General features: G+C 68.8%; 21 protein-coding genes and 1 pseudogene. 12 read left to right on the top strand and 10 right to left on the bottom strand.

Annotated elements, in window-relative coordinates; all coding sequences use genetic code 11:
* Nucleotides 1-111: 111 nt before the first annotated feature.
* The 3 genes from ACZ5R1_RS10460 to ACZ5R1_RS10450 are packed head-to-tail and all read left to right on the top strand — an operon-like array spanning nucleotide 112 to nucleotide 3,086.
* Entirely contained in the window at nucleotides 112-1,422 is a 1,311-nt protein-coding gene (locus tag ACZ5R1_RS10460; RefSeq protein ID WP_464713166.1) for a CitMHS family transporter, read from the top strand.
* Nucleotides 1,423-2,775, top strand: a complete 1,353-nt coding sequence (locus tag ACZ5R1_RS10455) for an acyclic terpene utilization AtuA family protein (RefSeq protein ID WP_464713165.1) — start codon at nucleotides 1,423-1,425, stop codon at nucleotides 2,773-2,775. It abuts the gene before it with no gap.
* Nucleotides 2,772-3,086: an AtuA-related protein gene (locus ACZ5R1_RS10450; protein ID WP_027599562.1), complete on the top strand. Its 315-nt coding sequence runs from the start codon at nucleotides 2,772-2,774 to the stop codon at nucleotides 3,084-3,086. Before ACZ5R1_RS10455 ends, ACZ5R1_RS10450 begins: the two co-directional genes overlap by 4 nt.
* 9 nt (nucleotides 3,087-3,095) lie before the next feature.
* Here the strand turns inward: ACZ5R1_RS10450 and ACZ5R1_RS10445 are convergent, their stop codons facing one another.
* On the bottom strand, nucleotides 3,096-3,377 hold the full coding sequence (locus ACZ5R1_RS10445; protein WP_042133866.1) for a hypothetical protein: 282 nt from the start codon (nucleotides 3,375-3,377) through the stop codon (nucleotides 3,096-3,098).
* 211 nt (nucleotides 3,378-3,588) lie between these two features.
* Here ACZ5R1_RS10445 and ACZ5R1_RS10440 point away from each other — a divergent pair, with 211 nt between their 5' ends.
* Nucleotides 3,589-4,041, top strand: a complete 453-nt coding sequence (locus ACZ5R1_RS10440) for a type 1 periplasmic-binding domain-containing protein (RefSeq protein WP_108582638.1) — start codon at nucleotides 3,589-3,591, stop codon at nucleotides 4,039-4,041.
* Nucleotides 4,042-4,057: 16 nt separating this feature from the next.
* On the opposite strand, the gene ACZ5R1_RS10435 is transcribed toward ACZ5R1_RS10440, so the two are convergent.
* Entirely contained in the window at nucleotides 4,058-5,029 is a 972-nt protein-coding gene (locus ACZ5R1_RS10435; RefSeq protein WP_464713164.1) for an SDR family NAD(P)-dependent oxidoreductase, read from the bottom strand.
* A gap of 172 nt (nucleotides 5,030-5,201) precedes the next feature.
* A complete protein-coding gene (locus ACZ5R1_RS10430) occupies nucleotides 5,202-7,085 on the bottom strand; it encodes a sigma-54-dependent Fis family transcriptional regulator (RefSeq protein ID WP_464713163.1) in 1,884 nt (627 codons plus the stop codon).
* 300 nt (nucleotides 7,086-7,385) lie between these two features.
* Between ACZ5R1_RS10430 and ACZ5R1_RS10425 the strand changes: the two genes are divergently transcribed.
* From ACZ5R1_RS10425 to ACZ5R1_RS10400, 6 genes are read left to right on the top strand one after another with little or no spacing between them, the layout of a single operon-like run.
* Nucleotides 7,386-8,168 (top strand): SDR family NAD(P)-dependent oxidoreductase, encoded by a 783-nt coding sequence (locus ACZ5R1_RS10425; protein WP_077172706.1) that lies wholly within the window; start codon nucleotides 7,386-7,388, stop codon nucleotides 8,166-8,168.
* A gap of 10 nt (nucleotides 8,169-8,178) precedes the next feature.
* Nucleotides 8,179-9,228: an ATP-NAD kinase family protein gene (locus tag ACZ5R1_RS10420; RefSeq protein WP_464713162.1), complete on the top strand. Its 1,050-nt coding sequence runs from the start codon at nucleotides 8,179-8,181 to the stop codon at nucleotides 9,226-9,228.
* A gap of 1 nt (nucleotide 9,229) precedes the next feature.
* Nucleotides 9,230-10,207 carry a thiamine pyrophosphate-dependent dehydrogenase E1 component subunit alpha gene (locus ACZ5R1_RS10415; RefSeq protein ID WP_007158560.1) on the top strand — a complete coding sequence of 326 codons (978 nt, stop codon included), beginning with the start codon at nucleotides 9,230-9,232 and terminating at the stop codon, nucleotides 10,205-10,207.
* Nucleotides 10,208-10,232: 25 nt separating this feature from the next.
* Entirely contained in the window at nucleotides 10,233-11,252 is a 1,020-nt protein-coding gene (locus ACZ5R1_RS10410) for an alpha-ketoacid dehydrogenase subunit beta (protein WP_007158561.1), read from the top strand.
* Nucleotides 11,249-12,370 (top strand): acetoin dehydrogenase dihydrolipoyllysine-residue acetyltransferase subunit, encoded by a 1,122-nt coding sequence (locus ACZ5R1_RS10405; RefSeq protein ID WP_464713161.1) that lies wholly within the window; start codon nucleotides 11,249-11,251, stop codon nucleotides 12,368-12,370. Before ACZ5R1_RS10410 ends, ACZ5R1_RS10405 begins: the two co-directional genes overlap by 4 nt.
* A gap of 12 nt (nucleotides 12,371-12,382) precedes the next feature.
* Nucleotides 12,383-13,447, top strand: a complete 1,065-nt coding sequence (locus ACZ5R1_RS10400; protein WP_464713160.1) for a 2,3-butanediol dehydrogenase — start codon at nucleotides 12,383-12,385, stop codon at nucleotides 13,445-13,447.
* 40 nt (nucleotides 13,448-13,487) lie between these two features.
* Here the strand turns inward: ACZ5R1_RS10400 and ACZ5R1_RS10395 are convergent, their stop codons facing one another.
* From ACZ5R1_RS10395 to ACZ5R1_RS10385, 3 genes are all read right to left on the bottom strand, one after another.
* Nucleotides 13,488-14,066 (bottom strand): glutathione S-transferase family protein, encoded by a 579-nt coding sequence (locus ACZ5R1_RS10395; RefSeq protein ID WP_464713159.1) that lies wholly within the window; start codon nucleotides 14,064-14,066, stop codon nucleotides 13,488-13,490.
* A 66-nt stretch (nucleotides 14,067-14,132) separates the two neighbouring features.
* Nucleotides 14,133-15,095, bottom strand: coding sequence for a methyltransferase (locus ACZ5R1_RS10390; RefSeq protein ID WP_464713278.1), 963 nt, complete (start codon nucleotides 15,093-15,095; stop codon nucleotides 14,133-14,135).
* A gap of 71 nt (nucleotides 15,096-15,166) precedes the next feature.
* Nucleotides 15,167-16,639, bottom strand: coding sequence for an iron-containing redox enzyme family protein (locus tag ACZ5R1_RS10385; protein WP_464713158.1), 1,473 nt, complete (start codon nucleotides 16,637-16,639; stop codon nucleotides 15,167-15,169).
* A gap of 269 nt (nucleotides 16,640-16,908) precedes the next feature.
* Between ACZ5R1_RS10385 and ACZ5R1_RS10380 the strand changes: the two genes are divergently transcribed.
* Nucleotides 16,909-17,829 carry a GGDEF domain-containing protein gene (locus ACZ5R1_RS10380; RefSeq protein WP_044342025.1) on the top strand — a complete coding sequence of 307 codons (921 nt, stop codon included), beginning with the start codon at nucleotides 16,909-16,911 and terminating at the stop codon, nucleotides 17,827-17,829.
* On the opposite strand, the gene ACZ5R1_RS10375 is transcribed toward ACZ5R1_RS10380, so the two are convergent.
* The 3 genes and pseudogenes from ACZ5R1_RS10375 to ACZ5R1_RS10365 all read right to left on the bottom strand — a co-directional run.
* Nucleotides 17,826-18,134: a hypothetical protein gene (locus tag ACZ5R1_RS10375; protein ID WP_074582648.1), complete on the bottom strand. Its 309-nt coding sequence runs from the start codon at nucleotides 18,132-18,134 to the stop codon at nucleotides 17,826-17,828. The genes ACZ5R1_RS10380 and ACZ5R1_RS10375 overlap by 4 nt on opposite strands.
* Before the next feature lie 153 nt (nucleotides 18,135-18,287).
* On the bottom strand, nucleotides 18,288-18,992 hold the full coding sequence (locus ACZ5R1_RS10370) for a methyl-accepting chemotaxis protein (RefSeq protein ID WP_420030755.1): 705 nt from the start codon (nucleotides 18,990-18,992) through the stop codon (nucleotides 18,288-18,290).
* A 198-nt stretch (nucleotides 18,993-19,190) separates the two neighbouring features.
* Nucleotides 19,191-19,907: pseudogene (locus ACZ5R1_RS10365) on the bottom strand (MCP four helix bundle domain-containing protein); the annotation flags it as partial.
* A gap of 228 nt (nucleotides 19,908-20,135) precedes the next feature.
* Here ACZ5R1_RS10365 and ACZ5R1_RS10360 point away from each other — a divergent pair.
* Nucleotides 20,136-23,222, top strand: a complete 3,087-nt coding sequence (locus ACZ5R1_RS10360) for a hybrid sensor histidine kinase/response regulator (RefSeq protein ID WP_464713157.1) — start codon at nucleotides 20,136-20,138, stop codon at nucleotides 23,220-23,222.
* Here ACZ5R1_RS10360 and ACZ5R1_RS10355 read toward each other — a convergent pair.
* Nucleotides 23,219-24,535, bottom strand: a complete 1,317-nt coding sequence (locus tag ACZ5R1_RS10355) for an APC family permease (protein ID WP_027602127.1) — start codon at nucleotides 24,533-24,535, stop codon at nucleotides 23,219-23,221. The genes ACZ5R1_RS10360 and ACZ5R1_RS10355 overlap by 4 nt on opposite strands.
* Nucleotides 24,536-24,568 lie beyond the last annotated feature (33 nt).

Raw genomic sequence — 24,568 nt, 5'->3', positions numbered from 1 at the left:
TGCTTCGGAAGATTCCAATTTACAGGACATCGGACGTCTTCGAATACTGGACCCACAACAACAAAACCTCCCGTGCGCCCGCCTGCCGCGCCACGGTCCAAGGAGTCCGCCATGCTCGCCCTGCTCGGTGTCGTCACCATTCTCGCGTTGCTCGTCGCGGTCATGAGCAAACGCGTCTCGCCCCTGGTCGCCCTGATCGTCATCCCCATCGCCGCGGCCCTGATCGGTGGCTTCGGCCTGGGCACCAGCGCCTTCATCATCGCCGGCATCAAGGGCGTCGCCCCGGTGATCGGCATGTTCGTCTTCGCCATCCTGTTCTTCGGCATCATGACCGACGCCGGGATGCTCGATCCCATCATCGACCGCATCCTGCGCACCGTCGGCACCCGGCCGACGCGCATCGTCTGCGGCAGCGCCCTGCTCGCCCTGCTGGTGCATCTGGACGGCTCCGGCGCGGTCACCTTCCTGGTGACCATCCCCGCCATGCTGCCGCTCTACACCCGCCTGGGCCTGGACCGGCGCATCCTCGCCTGTGTCGCCGCCATGGCCGCCGGGGTCAACTTCCTGCCCTGGACCGGCCCGGTGCTGCGCTCTTCCGCTGCCCTCCACGTGCCGGTGGCCGAGCTGTTCCAGCCGCTGATCCCGGTACAGCTGGTGGGCCTGGCCTTCGTCTTCGCCAGTGCCTGGTGGCTCGGTCGTCGTGAAGAAAAGCGCCTGACCTTGGCCGGCCAGGCGCCCTGGCTGGAAGCCGGGGGCACCGGCGTCGCGCCGGAGCGGGTGCTCAGCGAGGCCGAGCGCGCCCTGCGGCGCCCAGAGCGCTTCTGGCTCAACCTGTTGCTGACCCTGGTGGTGATGATCGTGATGATCGCCGGCTGGGTCGATCCGGTGGTGATGTTCATGCTCGGCACCGTGGCCGCGCTGTGCCTGAACTACCCCTCGGTCGACGCCCAGAAGGCGCGTATCGACGCCCATGCCAAGACCGCCCTGACCATGGCCAGCATCCTCTTCGCCGCGGGTGTCTTCACCGGCATCATGCAGGGCAGCGGCATGCTCAAGGCAATGGCCCAGGTAGCGGTCGCTGCCATTCCGGCCGGGCATGGCCAACTGATCCCGGCGGTGGTGGGCTTCCTATCCATGCCGCTGAGCCTGCTGTTCGATCCGGATTCCTACTACTTCGGGGTCATGCCGGTGATCGCCGAGGTCGGCCGCAACCTGGGGGTCGATCCGGTACAGGTGGCCCAGGCCTCGCTGCTCGGGGTGCACACCACCGGTTTCCCGGTCAGCCCCCTGACCCCGGCGACCTTCCTGCTGGTGGGCCTGTGCAAGCTGGACCTGGCCGATCATCAGCGCTTCACCATCCCCTTCCTGTTCGCGGCCTCGGTACTGATGACCCTGACCGCCCTGCTCCTGGGAGTCTTCTAGATGAGCCGTCTTCTTCGCATCGGCTGCGGCGCCGGCTATTCCGGCGATCGCATCGAACCCGCCGTGGAACTGGCCGAGCATGGCCGGCTCGACTACCTGGTCTTCGAATGCCTGGCCGAACGCACCATCGCCCTGGCGCAACAGGCGCGGCTGGCCGATCCCAAGGCCGGTTTCGATCCGCTGCTGGAAGCCAGGATGCGCCGTATCCTGCCGCTGCTGAATAAGGCCGGACGGCCGCGCCTGCGGGTAGTCACCAACATGGGCGCCGCCCATCCCTCCGCCGCGGCGCGCAAGGTCGCGGCCCTGGCGCGGGAGCTGGGCGTAACCGGTCTGAAGATCGCCGCCGTGGCCGGCGACGACGTGCTGGCCCAGTTGCCCGCCGACGCCCGGCTGGACAACGGCCAGACCCTGGCCGAACTGGGCGACCGATTGATCTCGGCCAACGCCTACCTGGGCGTGGAAGGCATCGTCCAGGCGCTGGAGGCCGATGCCGATATCATCATCACCGGGCGGGTTGCCGATCCCTCGCTATTCCTGGCGCCGCTGGTGCATGAATTCGGCTGGGCGGCGGATGACTGGGAGCGTCGCGGACGCGGCACCCTGGTCGGCCACCTGCTGGAATGCGCCGGCCAGGTCACCGGCGGCTACTTCGCTGATCCCGGCTACAAGGACGTCCCCGACCTCGCCCGCCTGGGCTTTCCCCTGGCCGAGGTGGACGCCGACGGCCAGGCGACCCTGACCAAGGTCGCCGGCTCCGGTGGCTGCGTGACCCCGGCGACCTGTACCGAACAATTGCTCTATGAGGTCCACGACCCGGCGGCCTACCTGACGCCGGACGTCACCGCCGACTTTTCCGGCGTCGCCCTGGAGCAGTCCGCACCTGATCGGGTCGCGGTCAGCGGAGGCCGGGGCAAGCCGCGCCCGGACCAGCTCAAGGTCTCGGTGGGCTATCGCGACGGCTGGCATGGCGAAGGCCAGATCTCCTACGCCGGCCCGGGCGCCGTGGGCCGGGCCAGGCTGGCGGCTGACGTGGTGCGCGAACGCCTGCAACTCTGTGGTGTACCGGTGGAAGAGCTGCGCTGCGAACTGGTCGGCTGCGACGCCCTGCACGGCGCCACCTTAGCGGCCCGGGCCAGCGGCGAACCCTGGGAGGTGCGCCTGCGCGTCGTCGGCCGCTGCGCCAGCCGGGCGGCGGCGGTGCAGATCGGCAACGAGGTGGAAACCCTGTACACCAATGGTCCGGCCGGCGGCGGCGGCGCCACCAAGGCGGTCCGCGAGGTGATCGCCGTGGCCTCGCTGCTGTGGCCGCGTGCGGCCGTCACCCCTACCCTGAAGCTGGAGACGTTGCCATGAAATTGCGCGAGATCGCCCACGTCCGTACCGGCGACAAGGGGGACATTTCGAACATGGCGGTGATCGCCTATCGCCGCGAAGACTTCGACCGCCTGCGCCAGGCGCTCACCGCGGAACGGGTCGCCGCCTGGTTCGCCGACAGTCGCCCAGCCGATGCCGCGCCGGTGCGCCGCTACGAATTGCCGGCCCTGGGCGCGCTGAACTTCGTGCTGCCCGGTGCCCTGCGCGGCGGCGTCACCCGCTCGCTGGCGCTGGACGCCCACGGCAAGGGCCTGGGTGCGGCGCTGCTGGATCTGGAGCTGGAGGACTAGAGACGCCGCTCAACCTGGAGTACCGACCCCCGCGCAGGGCAGCCGCGTCAGCAGAACGGTGTCCTTGTCGAGGGGTACCTGGGCACCCTTGCGTCTGAGTTCGTTGATGGCGTGCAGCAGGATCAGATTGACCTGCTCCACCTCACGCATGTCGTCCGCCTTCAGCAGGCGCGACACCCGCACATTGTGATCGGCCTCGATGAGGGTGATCAGCAAGCCGTCGCTGCGCCGCTCCAGCTCGTGGCGCACGGGCGGATCGAGTTGGGCCAAGCGTTCATGCAACCTGTCCATCAGCAGGGCTCCCGGAGGAACGTCACCCTGTTCAGGCTAGCCGCCTCGGTGAAGAACGCAAGGTCTCTATTCGGGGCCTGTCCGCCGACGGGAAATGCCCTCCGTTCACTCGGGCACGGGGGCGTAAACGGATGCGAGGCTGTCATGAAGCTGCCATCCACTACCGGCACGCTGGACCTCTTGACCACCACGCCGTGGCAGAGGCCCATCCATGGATACTCGTCCCGCCATCCGTCCGCTCGATCCTTTCGCCACGCCATCGCAAAGGCTGGCGCTGGCTAACGACCTTGACCACTGCCGCTCCGCCGAGGCGCACGGCCAGTGCATCGCGCTGGCCACCCAGCGGCTGATCGTGCTCGGGCATCGGCGAATCCTGCTGGTCACCGCCGGGGAGCCGCCAATCGCCGACTTGCAGGCTCACAGTCAGATCATGCTGGCGGAGGGGTTGCCCCTGCTGCCCTGCCTGGAGCTCGATCCGGCAGCCATCCTGTGCTGGCCCGAGCTCGCCACCCGCCTGCAAGGCGCTGCTCCGACCGCCCTGCTCTGCACCCGGGCTATCCTGGCCCAGACACTCCAGACCGCCCTATACCCTGGCGCGCTACCCTCGCTGACCATCACCGGTCCCGAAGCGCGTACCGGAGCACATAGCGCGTCCTGGCACTAGCTGGGACGTCCATGCCTTAGAAATTCGAACCCCGGATAGTCGGTCCCGCCTGATCGGGCTGCTGCAGATTGCCCGAGGTGGCGGCCTTGGCCGGATTCCAGTCGATCTCGGCGCGCTGGACCGCGGCCGCGGTGAAGCGCTCGTTGAGCTCCGGCGCCAGGCGATGCCCCCAGTAGGCCAGCTTGGCCTTGTAGCCCACGGTGATTTCCTTTTGTGGCTGCAGCAGCGCGCCGACGATGGCCTGCACCGCCTTGTCCGGCGAATCCTTGGTGGGCAGGTCGGCGCGGTGGCCGGTATAGGTGGCAGCATGGCCCCAGATCGGCGTATCCAGCGCCCAGGGCAGCACCGTCGACAACTGGATGTTCGGCTGGCGGCCACGGCGCAATTCCTGCTGCAGCACCCGACCGAGACTGAGCACCGCGGCCTTGGATGCCGAATAGGACGCCTGGTAGGCGTGGGGAATCTCGCCGTCCACCGAGGCCACGTTGACCAGCCGGCCGTAGCCCTGGCGGCGGAAACGCTGCAGGGCCAGGTGGGTACCTATCACCACACCCTTCACATTGGTATCCAGTAGGCGCAGGTGGTCTTCCAGGGGCACCTCTTCGAAACGCCCGACCGCGACCACGCCGGCATTGTTGATCCAGCCGTCGATGCGGCCGAAGCGCTGCTCGGCCTGCTCGGCCAGGGCGGTCATCTGCGCCACGTCGGCCACGTCGGTGGGCACTGCCAGGGCGGCCACGCCCAAGGCCTGGACCTCGACCGCCAGGGCTTCCAGCGCCTCGCTGCGCCGCGCGGCCAGCACCAGGTTGGCACCGTGCCGGGCCAGCGCCAGGGCCACGCCGCGGCTGACGCCACTGGAGGCGCCGGTCACGACGATAGTCCGGCCATTCAGCTGCTGGTGATCGATCTGCGGCGAACGCCGGGACGAGGTGCGATTCAGCAGAGCCAGGGCGGCAGGCAGGGCAAGCAACAGCGGCAGGGTACGCATCAGGGGGGCTTCCTCAGGGTCTGTGTCTGAGGTGTGACTCCTGGGCGACCGCGCTGACGTCCCGCAGCGAGACGACCGGGGCCAGCGATGCCGGCGCCCGCCGTTTCGGTTGTCTGCGGTAACCACCGTGCCAGGGCAGCCCCTGCTGGCCATGACCGTTCGGCGGAACGCCTCAGTCCTCGGACTGGCGATGCGGCATCGCGATGCCGTGCAACTTGAGCCGCCGGTAGAGGGTGGCCCGGGACATCCCCAGCGCCCGGGCGGTCGGAATCGCCTTCCAGCGATGGCGGACAAGGGCCGCCAGGATCGCCCGCCGCTCGGGGCTGTCGATCTCGGGTGGCGGCTCGGCGGCCGGCGCGTCACCCATCCGCAGACTGACCGGCAGATGATCGAGGGTGATAAGGGCGCCATCGCACAGGGCGCAGGCGTAGCGCAGCACATTGCGCAATTCGCGCACATTGCCCGGCCAGTCATGGGCCAGGATGGCCTCCTGCACCTGGGGCGCCAGCTCTGGCGCCGGACGCTTGCCGCACTCTTCTTCGAGCAGCCGCCGCGCCAGCGCCAGGCGGTCGGCACGCGTGCGCAGCGGTGGCAGCTGGAAGACGGCACCATTGAGGCGATAGAGCAGGTCTTCGCGAAACAGCCCGGCGGCGACCTGCACATGGAGGTCGCGGTGGGTGGCGCAGACCAGCCGCACATCCACTCGCCGCGGCTGGGCGCTGCCCACCGGCAGCACCTCGCCTTCGGCCAGCACCCGCAGCAGCCGGGTCTGCAGCGCCAGGGGCATGTCGCCGATCTCGTCGAGAAACAGGGTGCCGCCATCGGCCGCCACGATCAGACCATCGCGACCCTGGCGCTGGGCGCCGGTAAAGGCCCCCGCGGCATGGCCGAACAATTCGCTCTCGATCAGGCTTTCCGGCAGCGCCGCGCAATTGAGGGCGATGAAGGGCTTACTGGCACGATCGCCCCCCTGGTGCAGGCCGCGGGCAAACACCTCCTTGCCGGTGCCGGTCTCGCCGGTGACCAGGATCGGCAGGCCATGGCGATAGAGCCGCAGGGCGGTCGCGAGCGCCTGGCTGACCCGCGGCTCCTCCTCGGGGTTCGCCGCAAGCGGCTCGCGGACCAGCGGGATCACCACCCCAAGACGCTGACGCGGCGCCCGTACCCGGGCGTGGAAATGTGCTTCGCCCAGGCGCAGAGGTTCGCCATGGTCCTCCTGCAACCGCGCCGGGGCATCGCGACCGAAGAGCTCGTCCAGGCGCTGCGGCAGATAGCCCAGCTGAGCGAGGCAGAGTTGCCGGGCTGGGCGATTCAGACCGGTCAGGCGTCCGCTCTGATCCCAGGCCAGCAGCAAGTCCGGCTGGGTGTCGAGATAGCTGGCCTGGGCATGGCCGCAGAGCACCCAGTCGCCCCGGGCGCTGTGCATGAAGTAGGCATTCTCGATGCGCTGGGCGCTGTCGCGGGTGAACTGCTGGATCAGCAGCTGGCTGCGGCGGTCGTCCGGCGAACGCGGCGCCGAGACGTCCAGTACCCCGAGCAACTCGCCGCTCGGCGCGAACACCGGCGCGGCGGTGCAGGTCAGGCCGGTAAAGGCCACGCGGAAGTGATCGGCCTTGTGCACCGTCACCGGCGCCCGGTCGGTGAGCACCGCGGCGACCCCGCAGGTGCCCTCCTCCTGCTCGGACCAGCAGGTGCCCAGGTAGAGCCCGGCGCGGCGGCATTCGTCGTCCAGCCGATCGCTGACCCGGTAATCCAGGGTATGGCCCTGGGCGTCGGCCAGCAGCACGCAGTAGTCGGCCGCCTCGACCCGCGCATGCAGGGCGCCCAGCTCGCCATCGGCAACGCGCAGGAAGTCTTCCGCCGCCTGCTGGTGCTGGCGCAATTCGTAGCGCGAGAGGATGCGCGGGCCGCGCAGGCTGCCCGGGTCGAGTTGATACTGCTCGAAGGAACGACGCCAGGAATCGAGGATGCGCCCGGGCGGACTGGCCGTGCGCAAGGGCGCGCGCAGGGCCTGGTCGATGGCGCGGGCGTGATAGCGGGCCTGGGTAGACAACATGGGCGTCTCTCCCTGAATTCCGGTCATGGCATGGAAGGCCGGTCATTGTTCTGCCCTTCATTTAGCGCCCCCTGGCCCCGGCCTTCAAGTCCGCCGCGCCGTGAGACGAATCGTCTCAGCGTCTCGCCCTGCCGTCGCAGCCCTGAGACGCCCCGGCGCAAAGCGCCCGTCCCGCCGGACCTGGCCATCCCCCCGCAAAGCCGCACCCAGCCTGGCCTGCAGCGAAGCTATAGCGACCTGGCACCCGCCTTGCTCAGGGCTCTGCGACGCTCCCAAGACAACGACAAGAGGGCCAGACCCATGAGCGCACCCCTGATTGGCAAGACCGCCCTGGTGACGGGTGGCGGACGTGGCATAGGCCTTGGCATCGTGACCGCCCTGGCCGAGGCCGGCGCCGATGTCGCTGTGGCAGATCTGACACTGGACCTGGCGCTCCAAGGCGCCGCCGCTGTGGAGACCGCTGGACGACGCGCCCTGGCCCTCGCCGTGGACGTGCGCGACGCGGCCAGTGTTCAGGCCATGGTGCGGCGCTGCCAGGATGAGTTTGGGCGGCTGGACATCGCTGTGAACAATGCTGGGGTGATCAGCATCGCTTCGGTGCGGGAACTGGACGAAGCCGCGTGGGACCTGGTCCTGGACATCAACGCCAAGGGTGTCTTTCTTTGCTGCAAGGCCGAGCTCGAAGTCATGCGACCACGGGGCTTCGGTCGAATCGTCAATACGGCCTCCATCGCCGGCAAGGTCGGCTTTCCCGATCTTGCTCACTACAGCGCCTCCAAGTTCGCCGTGATCGGTTTCAGCAATGCGCTGGCCAAGGAGGTCGCGCGCGAGGGCATCACGGTCAACGCACTCTGCCCCGGTATCGTCGGCACCGGCATGTGGCGCGGCGACGACGGTCTGTCCGGGCGCTGGCGCCAGCCAGGAGAAAGCGAGGAGCAATCCTGGACCCGCCACCAGGCCACCTTGCTGCCGCAGGGCGAGGCCCAGACCGAAGCCGACATGGGTCAGTTGGTGGTGTACCTCGCCCAGGCGTCCCACGTCACCGGCCAGGCCATCGCCGTGGACGGCGGCTTTTCCCTCTAGGAGCGCTGCCATGCCCATAACCGTCGGCATCCTGCCCAACCCCGCCTCGGGGCGTGACCTGCGCCGGCTGACCGGCAATGCCGCCCTCACCTCCAGCACCGACAAGGCCGGGGTGGTGATGCGCCTGCTGGCGGCCTTTGGTGCCACCGGGGTGGAGCGGGTGCTCCTACCGCCGGACATGACCGGTATCGCCGCCGCCGTGCTCAAGGCCAGCGGCAGTCGCCAGGCCCGCGAGCAGCGCTGGCCGGAGCTGGTGTTTCTCAATCTGCCGCTGACCCAGACCGTGGACGACACCCGCCGCGCCGCGCGGCTGTTGCTGGCCCAGGGCGCGGCGGTGATCGCCGTGCTCGGCGGCGACGGCACCCACAAGGCGGTGGCCGCCGAGGTGGGCGACCTGCCGCTCTTGACCCTGTCCACCGGCACCAACAACGCCTTTCCCGAATTGCGCGAGGCCACCAGCGCGGGCCTGGCCGGCGGCCTGGTGGCGAGTGGTCGGGTCGATCCGGCGCTGGCGCTGCGGCGCAACAAGCGGCTGCGGGTGGAGGTGCCGGAGCGCGGCATCCGTGACTGGGCGCTGGTGGACGTGGCGGTCTGTCGCCAGGCCTATCTCGGCGCCCGGGCGGTGACCCGGGTGGAGGATCTGGCCGAGGTCTTCACCACCTTCGCCGAGCCTTGGGCCATCGGCCTGTCGGCCCTCTGCGGCCTCTGGCATCCGGTCGCCCGCAGCGCCCCCCATGGCGGCTGGGTGCGGCTGGAGCCCGAGGCGCCGGCGCAACTGACCGTCCCCCTCGCCCCCGGCGTGCTGGCCCAGGCCGGGATCGCCGCCAGCGGCCTGCTGCTGCCAGGCGAGCCACGCAGCCTGTCGCTGGCCGCCGGCACCCTGGCGCTGGACGGCGAGCGGGAAATCGAATTCGGCCCCGAGGCGCGTCCGCAGGTGACGCTGGACCTCGACGGCCCCCTGAGCATCGACGTGGAGCGGGTGCTGGAGCTGGCGGCGCAGCAGCGCCTGCTGGTCCGCCGCCGGCCCACGTCGGCCCTCGGCAATCCTGGAGAACAATAAGATGAGCGAGACCCCAAGCGTCGAAAACCTGAGCCATGCCTACCGGGTGATGCGCACCATCCGCGCCTTCGAGGAGCGGCTGCACGTGGAATTCGCCACCGGCGAGATTCCCGGCTTCGTCCACCTCTATGCCGGTGAGGAAGCCTCGGCCGCCGGCGTCATGGCGCACCTGGGCCACGAGGACAGCATCGCCTCCACCCACCGTGGCCATGGCCACTGCATCGCCAAGGGCGTGGACGTCTACGGCATGATGGCCGAGATCTATGGCAAGAAGACCGGGGTCTGCCAGGGCAAGGGCGGCTCCATGCACATCGCCGATCTGGAAAAGGGCATGCTCGGCGCCAATGGCATCGTCGGCGCCGGCGCGCCCCTGGCCGCCGGCGCCGCCCTGGCCGCCAAGCTCAAGGGCAGCGACGCCGTGGCCGTGGCCTTCTTCGGTGATGGCGGCTCCAACGAGGGCGCGGTGTTCGAGGCCATGAACCTGGCCTCGGTGTGGAATCTCCCCTGCATCTTCGTCGCCGAGAACAATGGCTATGCCGAGGCCACCGCCTCCAACTGGTCGGTGGCCTGCGACCACATCGCCGACCGTGCGGCCGGCTTCGGCATGCCCGGGGTGACGGTGGACGGCTTCGACTTCTTCGCCGTCCATGAAGCCGCCGCGGCCGCCGTGGCCCGCGCCCGGGCCGGCGAAGGCCCCTCGCTGATCGAGGTGAAGTTCACCCGCTACTTCGGCCACTTCGAGGGCGACGCCCAGACCTATCGCGATCCCAACGAGGTCAAGCAGGCCCGCGAGCAGCGCGACTGCCTCATGCAATTCCGCGAGCGGGTGACGCGCTCCGGCCAGCTGCAACCCGCCCTGCTCGACAGCATCGACCAGGAGGTGGAACAGCTCATCGAGGACGCCGTGCGCAAGGCCAAGGCCGATCCCAAGCCTGGCCCGGAAGACCTGCTCACCGACGTCTACGTCACCTACGCCTGATCGGAAAACAACAAGGAGCGCCACCATGGCCAGAAAGATCAGCTACCAGCAAGCCATCAACGAAGCCCTGGAACAGGAGATGCGCCGCGACCCCACCGTCTTCCTCATGGGCGAGGACAACGCCGGCGGCGCCGGCGCGCCCGGCGAACAGGACGCCTGGGGCGGCGTGCTCGGCGTCACCAAGGGGCTCTATCACAAGTTTCCCGGGCGGGTGCTGGACACCCCGCTGTCGGAGATCGGCTACGTCGGCGCGGCGGTGGGCGCCGCCGCCCGTGGCACCCGGCCGGTATGCGAACTGATGTTCGTCGATTTCGCCGGCTGCTGCCTGGACCAGATCCTCAACCAGGCCGCCAAATTCCGCTACATGTTCGGCGGCAAGGCGGTCACCCCGCTGGTCTTGCGCACCATGGTCGGCGCCGGCCTGCGGGCCGCGGCCCAGCATTCGCAGATGCTGACCTCCTGGTGGACGCACATCCCCGGGCTCAAGGTGGTCTGCCCGGCCACCCCCTACGACGCCAAGGGGCTGCTGATCCAGGCCATCCGCGACAACGACCCGGTGATCTTCTGCGAGCACAAGCTGCTCTATGGCATGCAGGGCGAGGTGCCGGAAGAGTCCTATGCCATCCCCTTCGGCGAGGCCAGCTTCCTGCGCGAGGGCGACGACGTCAGCCTCATCACCTATGGCCGGATGGTGCACCTGGCCATGGACGCCGCCGCCAACCTGGCGCGCCAGGGCGTCTCCTGCGAGGTGCTCGACCTGCGCACCACGAGCCCGCTGGATAGGGACAGCATCCTGGAAAGCGTGGAAAAGACCGGTCGCGCGGTGGTCATCGACGAAGCCAATCCGCGCTGCTCGGTGGCCACCGACATCGCCGCCCTGCTCGCCGAACAGGCCTTCGACGACCTGCGCGCCCCGGTGCAGCTGGTGACCGCGCCGCACACTCCGGTGCCCTTCTCCGACGCCCTGGAAGACCTCTACATCCCCGACGCGGCCAAGATCGAGCGCGCCGTGCTGAAGATCACCCAAGGGAGGCAGGCCGCATGAGCCAGATCCATACCCTGACCATGCCCAAGTGGGGGCTATCCATGAGCGAGGGCCGGGTCAACGCCTGGCTCAAGGCCGAAGGCGACCCCATCGCCAAGGGCGATGAGGTGCTCGACGTCGAGACCGACAAGATCAGCAGCAGCGTCGAGGCGCCCTTCTCCGGCACCCTGCGCCGCTGCCTGGCCCGCGAGGACGAGACCCTGGCGGTGGGCGCCCTGCTGGCCATCGTAGTGGAAGGCGAGGCCAGCGACGAAGAGATCGACGCCGTAATCGCACGGTTCGAGGAAGACTTCGTGCCCGGTGGCGAAGACGCCGCCGAGGCCGGTCCCCAGGCCCAGCGCATCGAACTCGACGGCCGGCCGCTGCGCTATCTGGAGCGCGGTGAAGGTGGCTTGCCCGTGATGCTGATCCATGGTTTCTCCGGCGATCTGGACAACTGGCTGTTCAACCACGAGGCCCTGGCCGCCGAGCGCCGGGTGATCGCCCTGGACCTGCCCGGCCATGGCCAGTCCGGCAAGACGCTGGCCACGGGCGACCTCGCCGAGCTGGGCGCCGCGGTGCTGGCGCTGCTCGACCATCTGGACATCCCCCGCGCCGTGCTGGTCGGTCACTCCATGGGGGGCGCCGTGGCCCTGCACCTGGCGCAGGTGGCGCCGCAGCGGGTCGCCGGCCTGGTGCTGATCGGCAGTGCCGGGCTGGGTTCGGAGATCAACGGTGACTACCTCGAAGGCTTCATCGCCGCCACCAGCCGCAACCAGCTCAAGGGCCCGGTCAGCCTGTTGTTCAGCGATCCGGGCCTGGTCACCCGGCCGTTGCTGGAGGATCTGCTGAAGTACAAGCGGCTGGAAGGCGTGGACCAGGCGCTGCACCAGCTGGCGGGTAACCTCTTCGCCAATGGCCAGCAGGCCCAGGTAATGCGCCAGGTACTGGGCGGTGAAATTCCCGCGCTGCTGATCTGGGGCAAGGCCGACGCCATCATTCCGGTCCAGCATGCCGAAGGCCTGCCCGCGGCCGTCCAGGTCGAGATCCTGGAGGGCCAGGGCCATATGGTGCAGATGGAAGCCGCCGACCAGGTCAACGCCCTGATCCAGGCCTTTCTGCCCCGTTGCGAACGCTAGAGGAGCCTCGCCATGAAAGCAGCCCGTTTCCATGCCGCCCGCGACATCCGGGTGGAAGACGTCCCGCCACCCGGAGCGCCGGGCCCCACCCAGGTGCTGGTCAGGAACCAGTTCTGCGGCATCTGCGGCACCGACCTGCACGAATACCTGGGCGGCCCCATCTTCATTCCCACCGCGCCGCACAGCTACACCGGCGGCCAGGTGCCGCAGATCCTCGGCCACGAGTATTCCGGCGTGGTGGAGGCCGTGGGCAGCCAGGTGACCGCGGTGAAACCCGGTGACCGGGTCTCCATCCAGCCCATGGTCTCGCCGCGGGACGACTACTACGGCCGCCGCGGCCAGTACCAGCTCAGCGAACAGCTGGCGATCATCGGCCTGTCCCATCCCTGGGGCGGCATGGCCGAGTACTCCCTGGTGGAGGACTACAACGCCATCCCCATGCCGGACGACCTCAGCACCGCGCACGCGGCGCTGATCGAACCCACGGCGGTCACCGTCTACGCCACCCACAGGGGCGGGGTGAAACCCGGCGACAGCGTGCTGGTGGCCGGTGCCGGGCCCATCGGCCAGTTGCAGGTGATGGCCGCGCGCGCCGCCGGGGCGACCCGCATCTTCCTAGTGGATCTCAACGACAACCGCCTGGAGATGGCCCGGCGCCTGGTGGACGACCTCATCACCCTCAATCCCGGCAGCACCGATGTGCTACGCGAGGTGCGCGCCCACACCGCCGGTGGCGTCGGCGTGGACGTGGCCTTCGAATGCGTCGGCGCCGAGGCCCCGCTGGGGCTGTGCCTGGAAGCGGTGCGCCGCCAGGGCGTGGTGGTGCAGGTGGGAATGCAGGGCAAGCCGCCAGCGCTGGACGGCTTCACCCTGACCTACAAGGACGTCGACCTGCGCGGCTCCTGGTGCTACTCGACGCTGATGTGGCCCCAGGTGGCGGCCCTGATCGCCAGTGGCCAGCTGCCGGCGGAAAAGGTGGTGACCCGCCATATCGCCCTGGACGACGTGGTGGAACAGGGCTTTGAGGCCTTGCTGGACAAGGCCGGGACCCAGTTGAAGATCCTGATCGAGTTGTAGGGCTTTCCCACGCGGCCGGCCGCGTGGGGTTCTTCTCGCCCTACTGGAAGGTCGTCGCGCTAAAGCTCGGGCGTGCGGTGAGGCGCTGGTGGAAGGCCACCAGCCGTGGGTGCGCGGACCAGTCGATCTCCGGCAGGCGAAAGCTCAGGTAGTCCAGGCCGACGGCCACCAGGTAGTGGCTGAAATCGAGGTCCTGTGCATCCAGCGCAGACGTCTCCGCCAAGCGCGCCAGCAGCCGGTCGATGGCCGCCAGTCGGCGGGCACCCAGCACCGAGTCATCCTGGGCCGCACCGCCATGCTTGCGGGCGATCACCGTGCCGAAGGCGGCGTCGATCAGGCCCTGGCCCAGGCCGGCCAATTGCAGCCGTTCGGCCGCGAGCGGACTGCCGCCACCCAACTGGTGCAGATGGACGCAGATCAGCAGGGTCTCGCTGAGGGCAAGGCCCTCGTCGGTGATCAGGACCGGAACCTTGTTGCCCGGGTTGGCCGCCAGCAAGGTCGGATCGTCGTTCCAGGGATCGCTCCACACCAGTGTCAGTCGCTCGCCGAAGCCGGCTTCGAGGGCGGTGACGCGCGCAGCGCGGGCATAGGGCGAGGTCTGGTTCAGCAGCAGTTGCATGGCGGACTCCGGGACACGGGTGGGCAATAAAGACGTGCCCGCCAGTGTAGCCGCTGGCGTACACCCTCAGTGCGGTCGGGTCACCGTTAGGACCACGGCGGCGATGCGATCGGTATGGGCATAGACGCCGCTCTCCAGTTCTTCACCGAAGACATCCGGGTCCAGCTCGCGATAGCGCCAAGCCACGTCCTGGTCGGCCAGACGCGTGCGGACCTCTTCCAGGAAGGGATCGCGCCCCTCGACCATGGCGACGCCGGTATAGAGCAGCAGGGTGCCACCCGGGGCCAGGCGCTCCAGCGCCGTGTCGAGGATGGCCAGCGACAGGCCAGCGCCCAGCGCGCCGCCGCCATGACGATAGGCGCGCTCGCCCGGATCGACCAGATAGGGCGGATTGGACAGGATGAAGTCGAAGTCTCCGTCCACGTCCTTGAGCAGATTGCTGTAGCACGCTTGCAGATTGTCGGCTCCGGCCAGCGCGGCATTGACCCGGGTCAGTGCCAGGGCGCGCTGGTTGATGTCCACCGCCAGCACCTCGGCATCAGGCCGCGCCAGGGCGATCAGGATGGCACCGGGACCGGCGCCACTGCCGATGTCCACCGCCCGGCGGATGGTGCCGGTCTCGAAGCGCAACTGGGCTTCCAGGGCATTGGCATAGCGATAGGTATCGGGGCCGAAGAACACCGCATCGGCTTCTTCGGTGGGATAGGCGGAATGCACGAACAGCTGATCGCCCAGGCTCGATACCCGCACCCGACTGCGCCAGCCGCCGGGCACCGGGGTCAGCAGCTCGGCCGCGGCCAGGGCGTCGATGAGGGACTCCGGCAGCACCTCGCGGGAAAACGGCCGGCTCCAGCCGAAGACGCCTTGCAGATCCCGCGCCCAGGCATTGCCGGGTCGGGCATTGACCCGGGCGTGAGAGGCCGGGGTCGGGGTGATGAAGTGATAGTCGGCTGCACGCAGCGTCTCGACCAGCAGCTCCAGCGCCTTGGTCGGGTCCGGGGTCGTCGCGGGGTGTTCGGGGTGTTCCATGGCCGTCACGGGCAGGTCCTTAGGTGGCAATCGAAATGAAAAAAGGACCCTCGCGGGTCCTGGCCTGGGCGTCAGCCCAACAGCGAGACGAACAGCCGCGTCGCCAGCAGGCCGGCGCGGCTGTGATGGCGCGCCGGCGACAGCTGCTCGACCAGCAGCGCCATGGCGGCGGCGCGACTGGGCTGGCTCGCCAGCCGTTGCTCCAGTGCGGCTTCCTCGCTGTCGAAATCGCTGGTCTGGGCCCTGCTCGCATTGGCCGCCCCGCCCTGCTCCGCTTCCAGCGCCGGGCACAGGCGTTCCTGCTGGCGCTGGCGGGCGCGAAAGCTCACCTCGCGGCGCGGCAGCACGGCCACTCGCTCGCCAGTGGCCTGCTTGCGGGCGCCGTTGTGCACGAAATCGCCGGCGATCCAGTCGTGGATCAGTTGCTGCTCGTAGGCGGTGAAGACGCCGAACATCTCCGCGCGTTCGCCCTGGATCAGCCGCCAGAAGCGGCTGTTGGTGGGGTCCTCGTGGCGCTTGATCCAGCCCTGTTCCTGCATCACCTGGAGGAAGTCCGGAATCTGCGACGGATCGTATAGCCAGTCGCTGACGCTGCGCCCGCCGATGCGGCAATAGTCGGAATGCACATAGCGGCCGACGCTGCTCTTTTCCGCCAGCACCTCGATCACCGCCTGCTCCAGGTCGAAGCCGGCGATCACCGAGGTGGTGCTGGCGCCCAGTTCGTTGAGCAGATAACCCTGCACCACGCGCTGGTAGAAGACCGCGCGGCCTTCCGCGGGCATGGCGTCGTGCACCGCCTGCAGGGCCTTGCGCGCATGGCCGGTGCCGGCGTTGTCGACGGTCACGTGCAGGGTGAAGTAATAGGGGTCGATGCCCAGTTCGTTGAGCTCGTAAGAGGTGATCAACAGGTGCAGCGGCAGTTGCTCGTAGCCCAGGTTGAAACCCAGCACCTCGGGCAGGTAGTGATCGGCGTTATGGGCCAGGGCCAGCTGGATGGCGCCCTGCACATAGTGGTCGTCGCTCAGGTCGGCGAAGTCCTCGCAGCCGTGGCTGGCCAGCAGCTTGCGATAGAGCACCACGTGATTCTTGTCCGGTTGGCCGTCGCCCAGTTCTTCGAGGTAGATCTGGATGGCGGCGCGATAGCGCAGGTCGTCCCAGTGGGCCAGGGTGCCATAGAGCCAGGCGCCATCCACCAGTTTGGTCGGCGCCACGCCGCGCAGGAAATACAGCGCATGGGCCTTGCTGCCGAAATAGCGGCGCGGCGCCCCGGCCTTGCGTGCGGCCAGGTAGTCGCGGTACTGGGCGCCGACCCGGGCGTTGTTCTCCAGCACCCAGGCCTCCAGGCCGTCGGAGTCTTCCGGCAGGTCGGCGCTCATACCGGCTACCGCCTGCAGCTGGTCGTCGAGAAAGAGACGGGCCCGCTCCTGCGCCTGGACACCCGGGTGGTCTACCAGCAACGCCTGGTAAAGCGCCTTGGCGGGTTCGAGAGTGACCGGGTTCGAGGTGGCGTGCTGGCCGGTAACGGCTCTTGTCGTGGTCTGCATGAGGGGCACATCTGGCAGCTGATGAATACCTCATTCGGCCCATGGGACAGACCTAGGTTCCTGACCGAACCCGCGCTGTAGCGGGCCGCCTCGCTTGTGGCCGTCAAAGGCGCAGGCTCGGGAACACTGCCGTTCGTCGGCGGCCGGTCCGCGCCGCTTCGCCTGTTGCCACCTTCCTGGCCAGGCGACGGGTGACCCGACGAGGGACCTCATTTCCCACCCTGACAGGCCGATAGCCTGGAAACCCATGCGACCGCCAGGCCCTGCCCATGTCCCCCGCCGATTCCGACGTCGATCTGCGCACCCTCCTCGATTCGATCCAGGAGTTCATCGTCGCCAAGGACGGCCAGGGGCGCTGGCTATTCGTCAATCGCATCGTGCTCGAAGCCTATGCCATGGTCGGCTTCGACTATGTGGGCATCACCGATGTCGAGTTGATCGAGCGGTTTCCGACCCATGCCGAGGCCTTCCGCTACAACATCGACACCGACGAGCAGGCCTGGCAGAACGGCGCGCCCACCCAGATCGAAAAGTCCTTCCTGGGCCCGGACGGTCGCATCAACACCTGGGAAGTGGTCAAGACCCCGCACTTCGATGCCCAGGGTGGACGGCGGCTGCTGACCATCGTCAGTCGCAACGTCACCGAGCGCAAACTGGCCGAGACCGCCTTGCAGGAAAGCGAAAGGCGCTTCCGGTCACTGGCCTACCTGGACGCCCTGACCGGCATCGCCAACCGCCGCAGCATCCTCGACCAGATCGCCCATTACCGGGCTGGCGCTGCCGGCCACCTGCCCTGCGCCCTGTTCTATCTGGACCTCGACCGCTTCAAGGCCATCAATGACGAATTCGGCCACGAATTCGGCGATCTGCTGCTGGTGGCCTTCGTCGCCCGGGTCAGCGCCTGCCTGCGCACTGGCGATCTGCTTGGCCGGATCGGCGGCGACGAATTCATCGTCTTCCTGCGCGAGACCTCCGCCGATGCGGCCCTGGCCCTGGCCGAGCGCCTGTGCAGTGCCCTGCAGCGACCCTGGCAGCTGCAGGGCATCAGCCTCCAGACCACCTCCTCCATCGGCATCGCCCATTGCACCGATGGCAGCCTCAATGTCCATGAACTGATCCGCCGCGCCGACGGCGCCCTGTACCAGGCCAAGCGCGCCGGCCGGGCGCGGGTAGTGCTGGCCGAAGCCTAGAGGCGTTCGGTCGGCTGGGCGCGGATCAGGATTTCGCGCTGGCGAAAGGCCGCTTCCAGCCGGCGCCGATAGTCCGCCCACCAGGCCCTGTCCAGGGCTTCGGTCATGACCTCGTAGACCAGCAGCTCGTCGTCCTCGACGCGCTCCGCCTCGTCCTGGCACAGGCCCTCCACCGGCGCCCGGCTGAAGGCGGTCAGCCCGCCGAAGCGCACCACCAGTTCCTCACGGACCTCCTGGAACAGCGCCCCGGGCAGGCGCTGGCCGTCGTTGTCGTTCAGGGGTAGCAGCAACTGGATGAGGTACATGGCCGTCTCTCCTGGGATCTTTCGCTGCAGACCCCCTGGCACCCCGAACCGGTTCCCGCCGCTGGTCCCGCCATACCGGCCTGCCGGGAGACTGGAAACGAAAAGGCCCTGCCGAGGGGCTCTCGGCAGGGCCTTTCCAGGCGTTCAGCTGGATCAGACCGAGAAGCGACCGACCAGGCGATTCATGTCCACCGCCAGGCGTGAGACCTCATGGGCGGCCGCGGCGGTCTGGTGGGCACCGGCCGAGGTCTGGATCGACAGGTCACGGATGCTGACCAGATTCTGGTCCACCGATCGGGCGACCTGGGCCTGCTCTTCCGAAGCCGTGGCGATGAGGAAATTGCGCTCGTTGATCTCGGTGATGGAGCGGGCGATCTCCTCCAGGGCGGCACCGGCTTCGTGGGCGATCTTCAGGGTGGCGGTGGCCTCGTCGCGGCTGCGTTGCATGGCCTGCACGGCGCCTTCCGAACCGCTCTGGATGCCGCCGATCATCTGCTCGATCTCGCGGGTGGATTCCTGGGTTCGGTGGGCCAGGGCGCGCACCTCGTCGGCGACCACGGCGAAGCCGCGACCCTGTTCACCGGCCCGGGCGGCTTCGATGGCGGCGTTCAGCGCCAGCAGGTTGGTCTGCTCGGCGATGCCACGGATGACATCGACCACGGTGGCGATGCCTTGCGCCTGTCCGGCCAGAGCGACGATCTGCTCGCTGGTGTGGGACACGGTGCTGGTCAGGGAGTTGATGGCATTGACGGTCTCGGTGACGCGGGCCGCGCCCAGGCCGGTGGAGCGCTCGGATTGCTGCGCCGAGGTCGAGGCCGAGGCGGCGTTACGCGCCACCTCCTCCACGGCGGCGGTCATCTCGTTGACCGCCGCGGCAGCCTGTTCCACCTCGCCGTTCTGGCGTTGCAGGCCACGGCTGGCTTCTTCGGTCACGGCATTCATCTCTTCGGCGGCGGACGCCAGCTGGGTCGAGGCTTCGCCGATGTGGCTGACGGTGTCGCGCAGGGTCTGCTGCATCTGCACCGTGGCCCGCATCAGGTCGGCCATCTCGTCGCGACCCTCTGCCACAACCGACACCCGCAGATCGCCTTCGGCAATGCGCTTGTTGATGGCCAGCACCTGGCGCAGCGGCTGCAGGATGCTGCGGGTATAGAGCACAGCCATTACTACGGTGAGGACCACGGCCACGGCGGAGATGACCCCGAGCAGCCAGAGGTTACGGCTATAGGTCTGGTTGGCCAGCTCGCCCGCCTGCTTGGCGCCGCGTTGGTTGAAGTCACCCAGGGCGACGATCTTCTCCTGCAGGTCGTTGGTCAGCGGACGGATGTTGGCGTTGACGTAGGCGGTCCCTTCGCTGGCCGGACGCGTCCGGGCGATGGCAACGATCTCGTCGAGCCGGGCGTCGTAGGCCTTGACGCCGGCGGACACGGCATCGGCCAACCGCTGCTCCTCAGGCGAAGCGACCAGGGCCTGATAGGCCGCCACCTCCTTCTGCAGCTGGCCGCGCGTCTGGGCGATGGTCGCCGCGGCGGTCTGCTTCATCTGGTCGTCCTCCGAGGCCACCATGCGCAAGGTCTCCAGGCGCAGACGGAGCACCAGGGTATCCATCTTGGCGGTCTGGGCGATGCTGGCCATCCAATTGGTCTCGACGTCCTGCTCCGCTTTATAGAGCGAATTCAGGCCGACGGCCGAGGTGACCGCCAGGACCAGCAGCAACAGGGTGACGGCGGCAAAACACACGGCCGAACGGGCCGACAATCTCAGGGTACGCATGGAATGACTCCGGGCAGACAGGGCAGATTCACCTCCTTCTGTTCGGCGTCACCGTCCCTTGACTGAATAGCCACCCATCGCCGATCAGCGGCACCCCCTCGATAAGCTGCAGGCTAGAGCTGGCGCGGCCTGCAGCGATATACACCGGCCCGACGACGGGAGCTCAAGCCTGGCAAAGGACCACTCTAACTCAGGCTAGAATGAGCCTTCTCCACCATCGAAATGCCCATGTCGCCTATCAAGTCCCGCCCTGCGCACCTGGTCCCGCTGCGCAACCGCCTGCTGGCCATCGCCTTCGCCGGGATCGTACCCCTGGCGCTGATTGCCGGGCTGGGGCTGTGGCTGCTCGTCCATCACCAGCAGCATGAAGCTGAACAGCGGGCGCTGGAATCCAGCCGCCAGGCCGCCACCACCATCGAGAGCGAACTGCGCCGTTCGGTGACCATCCTCCAGGCCCTGGCCGAGTCGCCCCTGCTGGCGGCGGGCGACCTGGAGGGCTTCGCCACCCTGGTCGAGCGGGTCCTGCCGCTGGCGCCGGGATGGCGCTCGGTGCTGCTCGCCACACCGGATGGCCAGGTGGTCCGGCGCATCTCGACGCAACAGCGTCAACCCGCGGGCTCGCTGGCCGAGCCGGAAAGCTTCGCCGAGGTGGTCGCCCGACGTCACCCGGTCATCGGTCAGCTGGGCAAGGGGCCCTCCGGCCAGCTGGCCTTTCCGATTAGGGTCCCGGTGTTGCGTGAGGGTCAGCTGAGCTTCGTGTTGACCGCGGTGATGACACCGGAAAGCATCCGCGCGGCGCGTCTGGCCCGCGCCCTGCCCAAGGACTGGGTGGGCTCGGTATTCGATCGCCACGGCCTGCGCATTGCCCGTACCAGTCTGCATGAGGAAAGCCTGGGCGAGCCCGCCCTGCCAGGCCTGGCGGCGATCCTGACGCAACCGGGTGAGGAAGGCGTCGGCACCGCCCGTACCCGCGAAGGCCGCCAGGTCTATACCGCCTTCGTGCGCCTGCCCGATTCCGGCTGGACCGTGACCACCGCCATCCCCACCGAAGAGGTGACCGCGGCCGCCAATCGCTCCTTCGCCCTCTATGGCGGTGGCCTGGTGCTGTCGGTGGCTTTCGCCTGGGCGATGGCCCTGCTGCTGTCGCGGCGCATCAGCCAGCCGGTACAGGCGCTGCAGGCCGCCGCCCAGGCGCTGGGCCAGCGCCAGCCACCCGTGCTGCCGGACAGTGACGTCCTGGAGATCCGCCAGGTCGGCGAAGCCCTGCTGGCCGCAGCCGACGCCCGCCGGCTGCTGGAAGAGGAGCGGGACGACTACCTGCGGGGCCTGCAGCGGAGTCAGGAACAGTTGCAGCTGCAGGTCGCCGATCTGGAGGTCCTGCAACGGCTCAATCATCGCCTGCTGCAATTGCCCTCGCTGTCGCAACAGTTGCAGGAGATCCTCGAGGTCCTCTGCCACTTTCATCAGACGTCCCTGGGCTGCGTCTCGCTGCTGGAAGACGGCAAGCCGCCGCAGCTGTATTTCGCGCCGGGCTTCGCGGCCGAGGAGCAGGACCAGTTGGCCGCCCTGCAGCCCGCGGACAGCGCCTGTGCCGCCGCCCTGCGCAGCGGTACCCGCGTGGTGATACCGGAGCTGGCGACCGCGCCTGAGTTCGCCGCCCTGGCCACGCTTGGCCGCCGCCTGGGCTTTGCCGCCCTGCATGCCGTGCCCTTGCGCAGTACCCTGCACGGCACCCTCGGCGCGCTCACCGTGCACCTGCCGGAGGCCGGGGAACCCACGCCGCGCCAGCAGCGCCTGGCCGATCTGTGCGCCTCCAAGGCGGCGCTGGTGATCGATCGCGCCCGGATCCAGGAGGCCGCGCTGCACTCGCAACGCCGCCTGCGGGTGGCGCTGGAGAGCTCGCAGGTGTCCTTTGGCATCGCCGTGCCCGCTGCCGAAGGCGGCTTCGTCTGGGACTATCTCAACCCCATCGGCGCCGCCACCCTGGGCCACGACGGCAGCGCCGCGCATCCCAGCCTGCCCTGGGCCGGTCCGCGCATCCTGCAGGCCTGTGGTGAGCACCAGGCCGACGAGGCGGCCTGGTCCGTCGAACTACAGGGCGCCGATGCCAGTGGCACCAGCCGCTGGCTGCAGATCAGCGCCACGCCCTTCGACGGCAACGTGGCGGTCTGGTTTCTCGACATCACCGAGCGCAAGCGCCAGGAACAGCAGCTGCGCGACAACGATCGGCAAAAGGATGAATTCCTCGCCGTGCTGGCCCATGAGCTGCGCAATCCCCTGGCGCCCATCCGCCATGCGGCGGCGCTGATCGCCGCGCCCCAGGCCTCGCTCGAACAGCAACAGCGCAGTTGCCAGACCATCGAGCGGCAGGTGGAACGCATGGGCGCCCTGCTCAATGACCTGCTGGACATCTCACGCATCACCTTTGGGCGCATCACCCTGCACAACGCCTTCGTTACCCTGCAGACGGTGCTCCAAGCGGCGGCCGACGCGGCCCAGGCGCCGATGCAGGACAAGGGTCAGAGCTTCATGCTGCAACTGCCCGAGGCGCCGCTCTGGCTGTACGCCGATACGCTGCGCCTGGAGCAGATCTTCATCAACCTGCTGGGCAACGCCGCCCGCTACACACCGGCGGGCGGTCGGATCACCCTCGCCGTACAAGCGGGCGACGACGAGGTACGGGTGGAGATCGCCGACAACGGCATCGGCATCGCGCCCGAATGCCTGACCGATCTCTTCCAGATGTTCGGCCAGATCGATCCGCGCCTGGCGGAACGCTCGCCGGGCCTGGGTATCGGCCTGGCGCTGTCCCGCGAACTGGCGCGGCTGCAGGGTGGCGACATCACCGCGACCAGCGCCGGCCTGGGTCAGGGCAGCCGCTTCACCGTGAGCCTGCCGCTGACCGTGGCGCCTCCGGCGGCAATTGCCGAGCCCGTCGCAGCGGCGCCAACGCTGCCGGCCACCCGGCGGATCCTGGTGGCGGACGACAACCCCGACATCGCCGACACCATCGCCGAATTGCTGGAGCTGGATGGCCACGAGGTACGGGTCGTCTACGACGGCCAGGCGGCGCTCACGCTGTTCCAGAGCTATGGCCCCGACATCGTCATCTCCGACATCGGCATGCCGGGGCTGACCGGTCACCAACTGGCCCGGGCGATCCGCGAGATCCCGGCCGGGCAGGCCGTCAAGCTGATCGCCATGACCGGCTGGGGTCAGGCCCAGGACAAGGCCGAGGCCTTGGCGGCGGGCTTCGATCATCACCTGACCAAGCCGGCCGACATGCAGACCCTCTATGCGCTGGTGGGCGGCTAGGCGGTGACCCGGCGCGCGCCGGCCAGCCGCGTCAGGCCATAGAGCGCGGCGCCGACCAGCAGCATCAGGGCGGCGCGCCACCAGGTCGCCGCGCCCTGCTGGGCCAGGAGCAGCGCACAGGAGGCCAGGGCCAGCACCGGAAAGAGCCAGTGGACGCGGAAATGCGCGTGTTCGACCCGGTCGCGCTTGAGCACCAGCACCGCCAGGTTGGTGCTGATGAACACCACCAGGAGCAAGAGCACCACGGTCTCGGCCAGCACATCCAGGGTGCTGGTATAGGTCAGGGCGATGGCCACCGCGGTGGTGGCGAGGATGGCGACCCCCGGGGTCTGTCGCCGCGGCAGTACCCGACCGAGCACCGCCGGCAGCAGCCCCTGGCGGGCCATGCCGTAGGCCAGGCGGCTGGCCATGATCATGGTCAGCAGCGCGCCATTGGCTACCGCGATCAGAGCGATGACGGCAAATAGCCGGGTCGGCACGCCCAGCCCCGAGGCGCCGAGGACGTCCATCAGCGGCGCGCCCGAGGCCTTGAGCTGCGCCACCGGCAGCACCAGCGCGGCGCCCGCCCCCACCAGCATGTAGACGATGCCGGCGATGACCAGGGCGCCAAACAGCGCCCGCGGATAGACGCGGCTGACATCGCGCACCTCCTCGGCCAGGTTGGCCGAGGTCTCGAAGCCGACGAAGGAATAGAAGGCCAGCAGCGAGGCGCTGAGAATGGCCACCGTGGCCGAGGGCGCATCCACCTCCAGCAGCCGCGCTGGCTCACCCTGCCCTTGGGCGACGAACCAGGCCGCCGCCACGATGACGATCACCAGGCCCGACAACTCGACCAGGGTCATCACCAGGTTGACCGACAGCGATTCCTTGATGCCCCGGGCATTGAGCAGGCCGATGAGCACCAGGAAGGCCAGGCAGACCCAGCCGGCCGGCCAGGGCACCAGGGCCTGCAGATAGCCACCGGCAAAGGCCACCGCCAGCCCCGCGGCACTGGTGACGCCAGCGGCCAGCATCGAGAAACCCACCAGAAAGGACAGCCAGGGCCGGCCGAAGGCGCGTTCGGCAAAGACCGCCGCGCCGCCCGCCCTCGGGTACTTGGTGACCAGCTCCGCATAGGAGGCAGCGGTCAGCAGGGCGAACAGCAAGGCGATCAGCAGCGGCGCCCAGATGGCACCGCCGACCCGCCCGGCGATCGTCCCCGCCAGGGCATAGACACCCGCGCCCAGCACGTCGCCGAGGATGAAGAACAGCAGCATGGGCAGGGTGATGGCGCGTTTGAGCGTGGTGGTTGCGGGGGAAGATTCCGTGGCCATGGCGTGGTGCTCCTGGAGCGGTCGAAGAGACGG

Source organism: Pseudomonas sp. Pso3 (assembly GCF_055393275.1).
The sequence above is the reverse complement of the archived record's forward strand: the minus strand, read 5'-3'. Positions and strand labels throughout refer to the sequence as shown.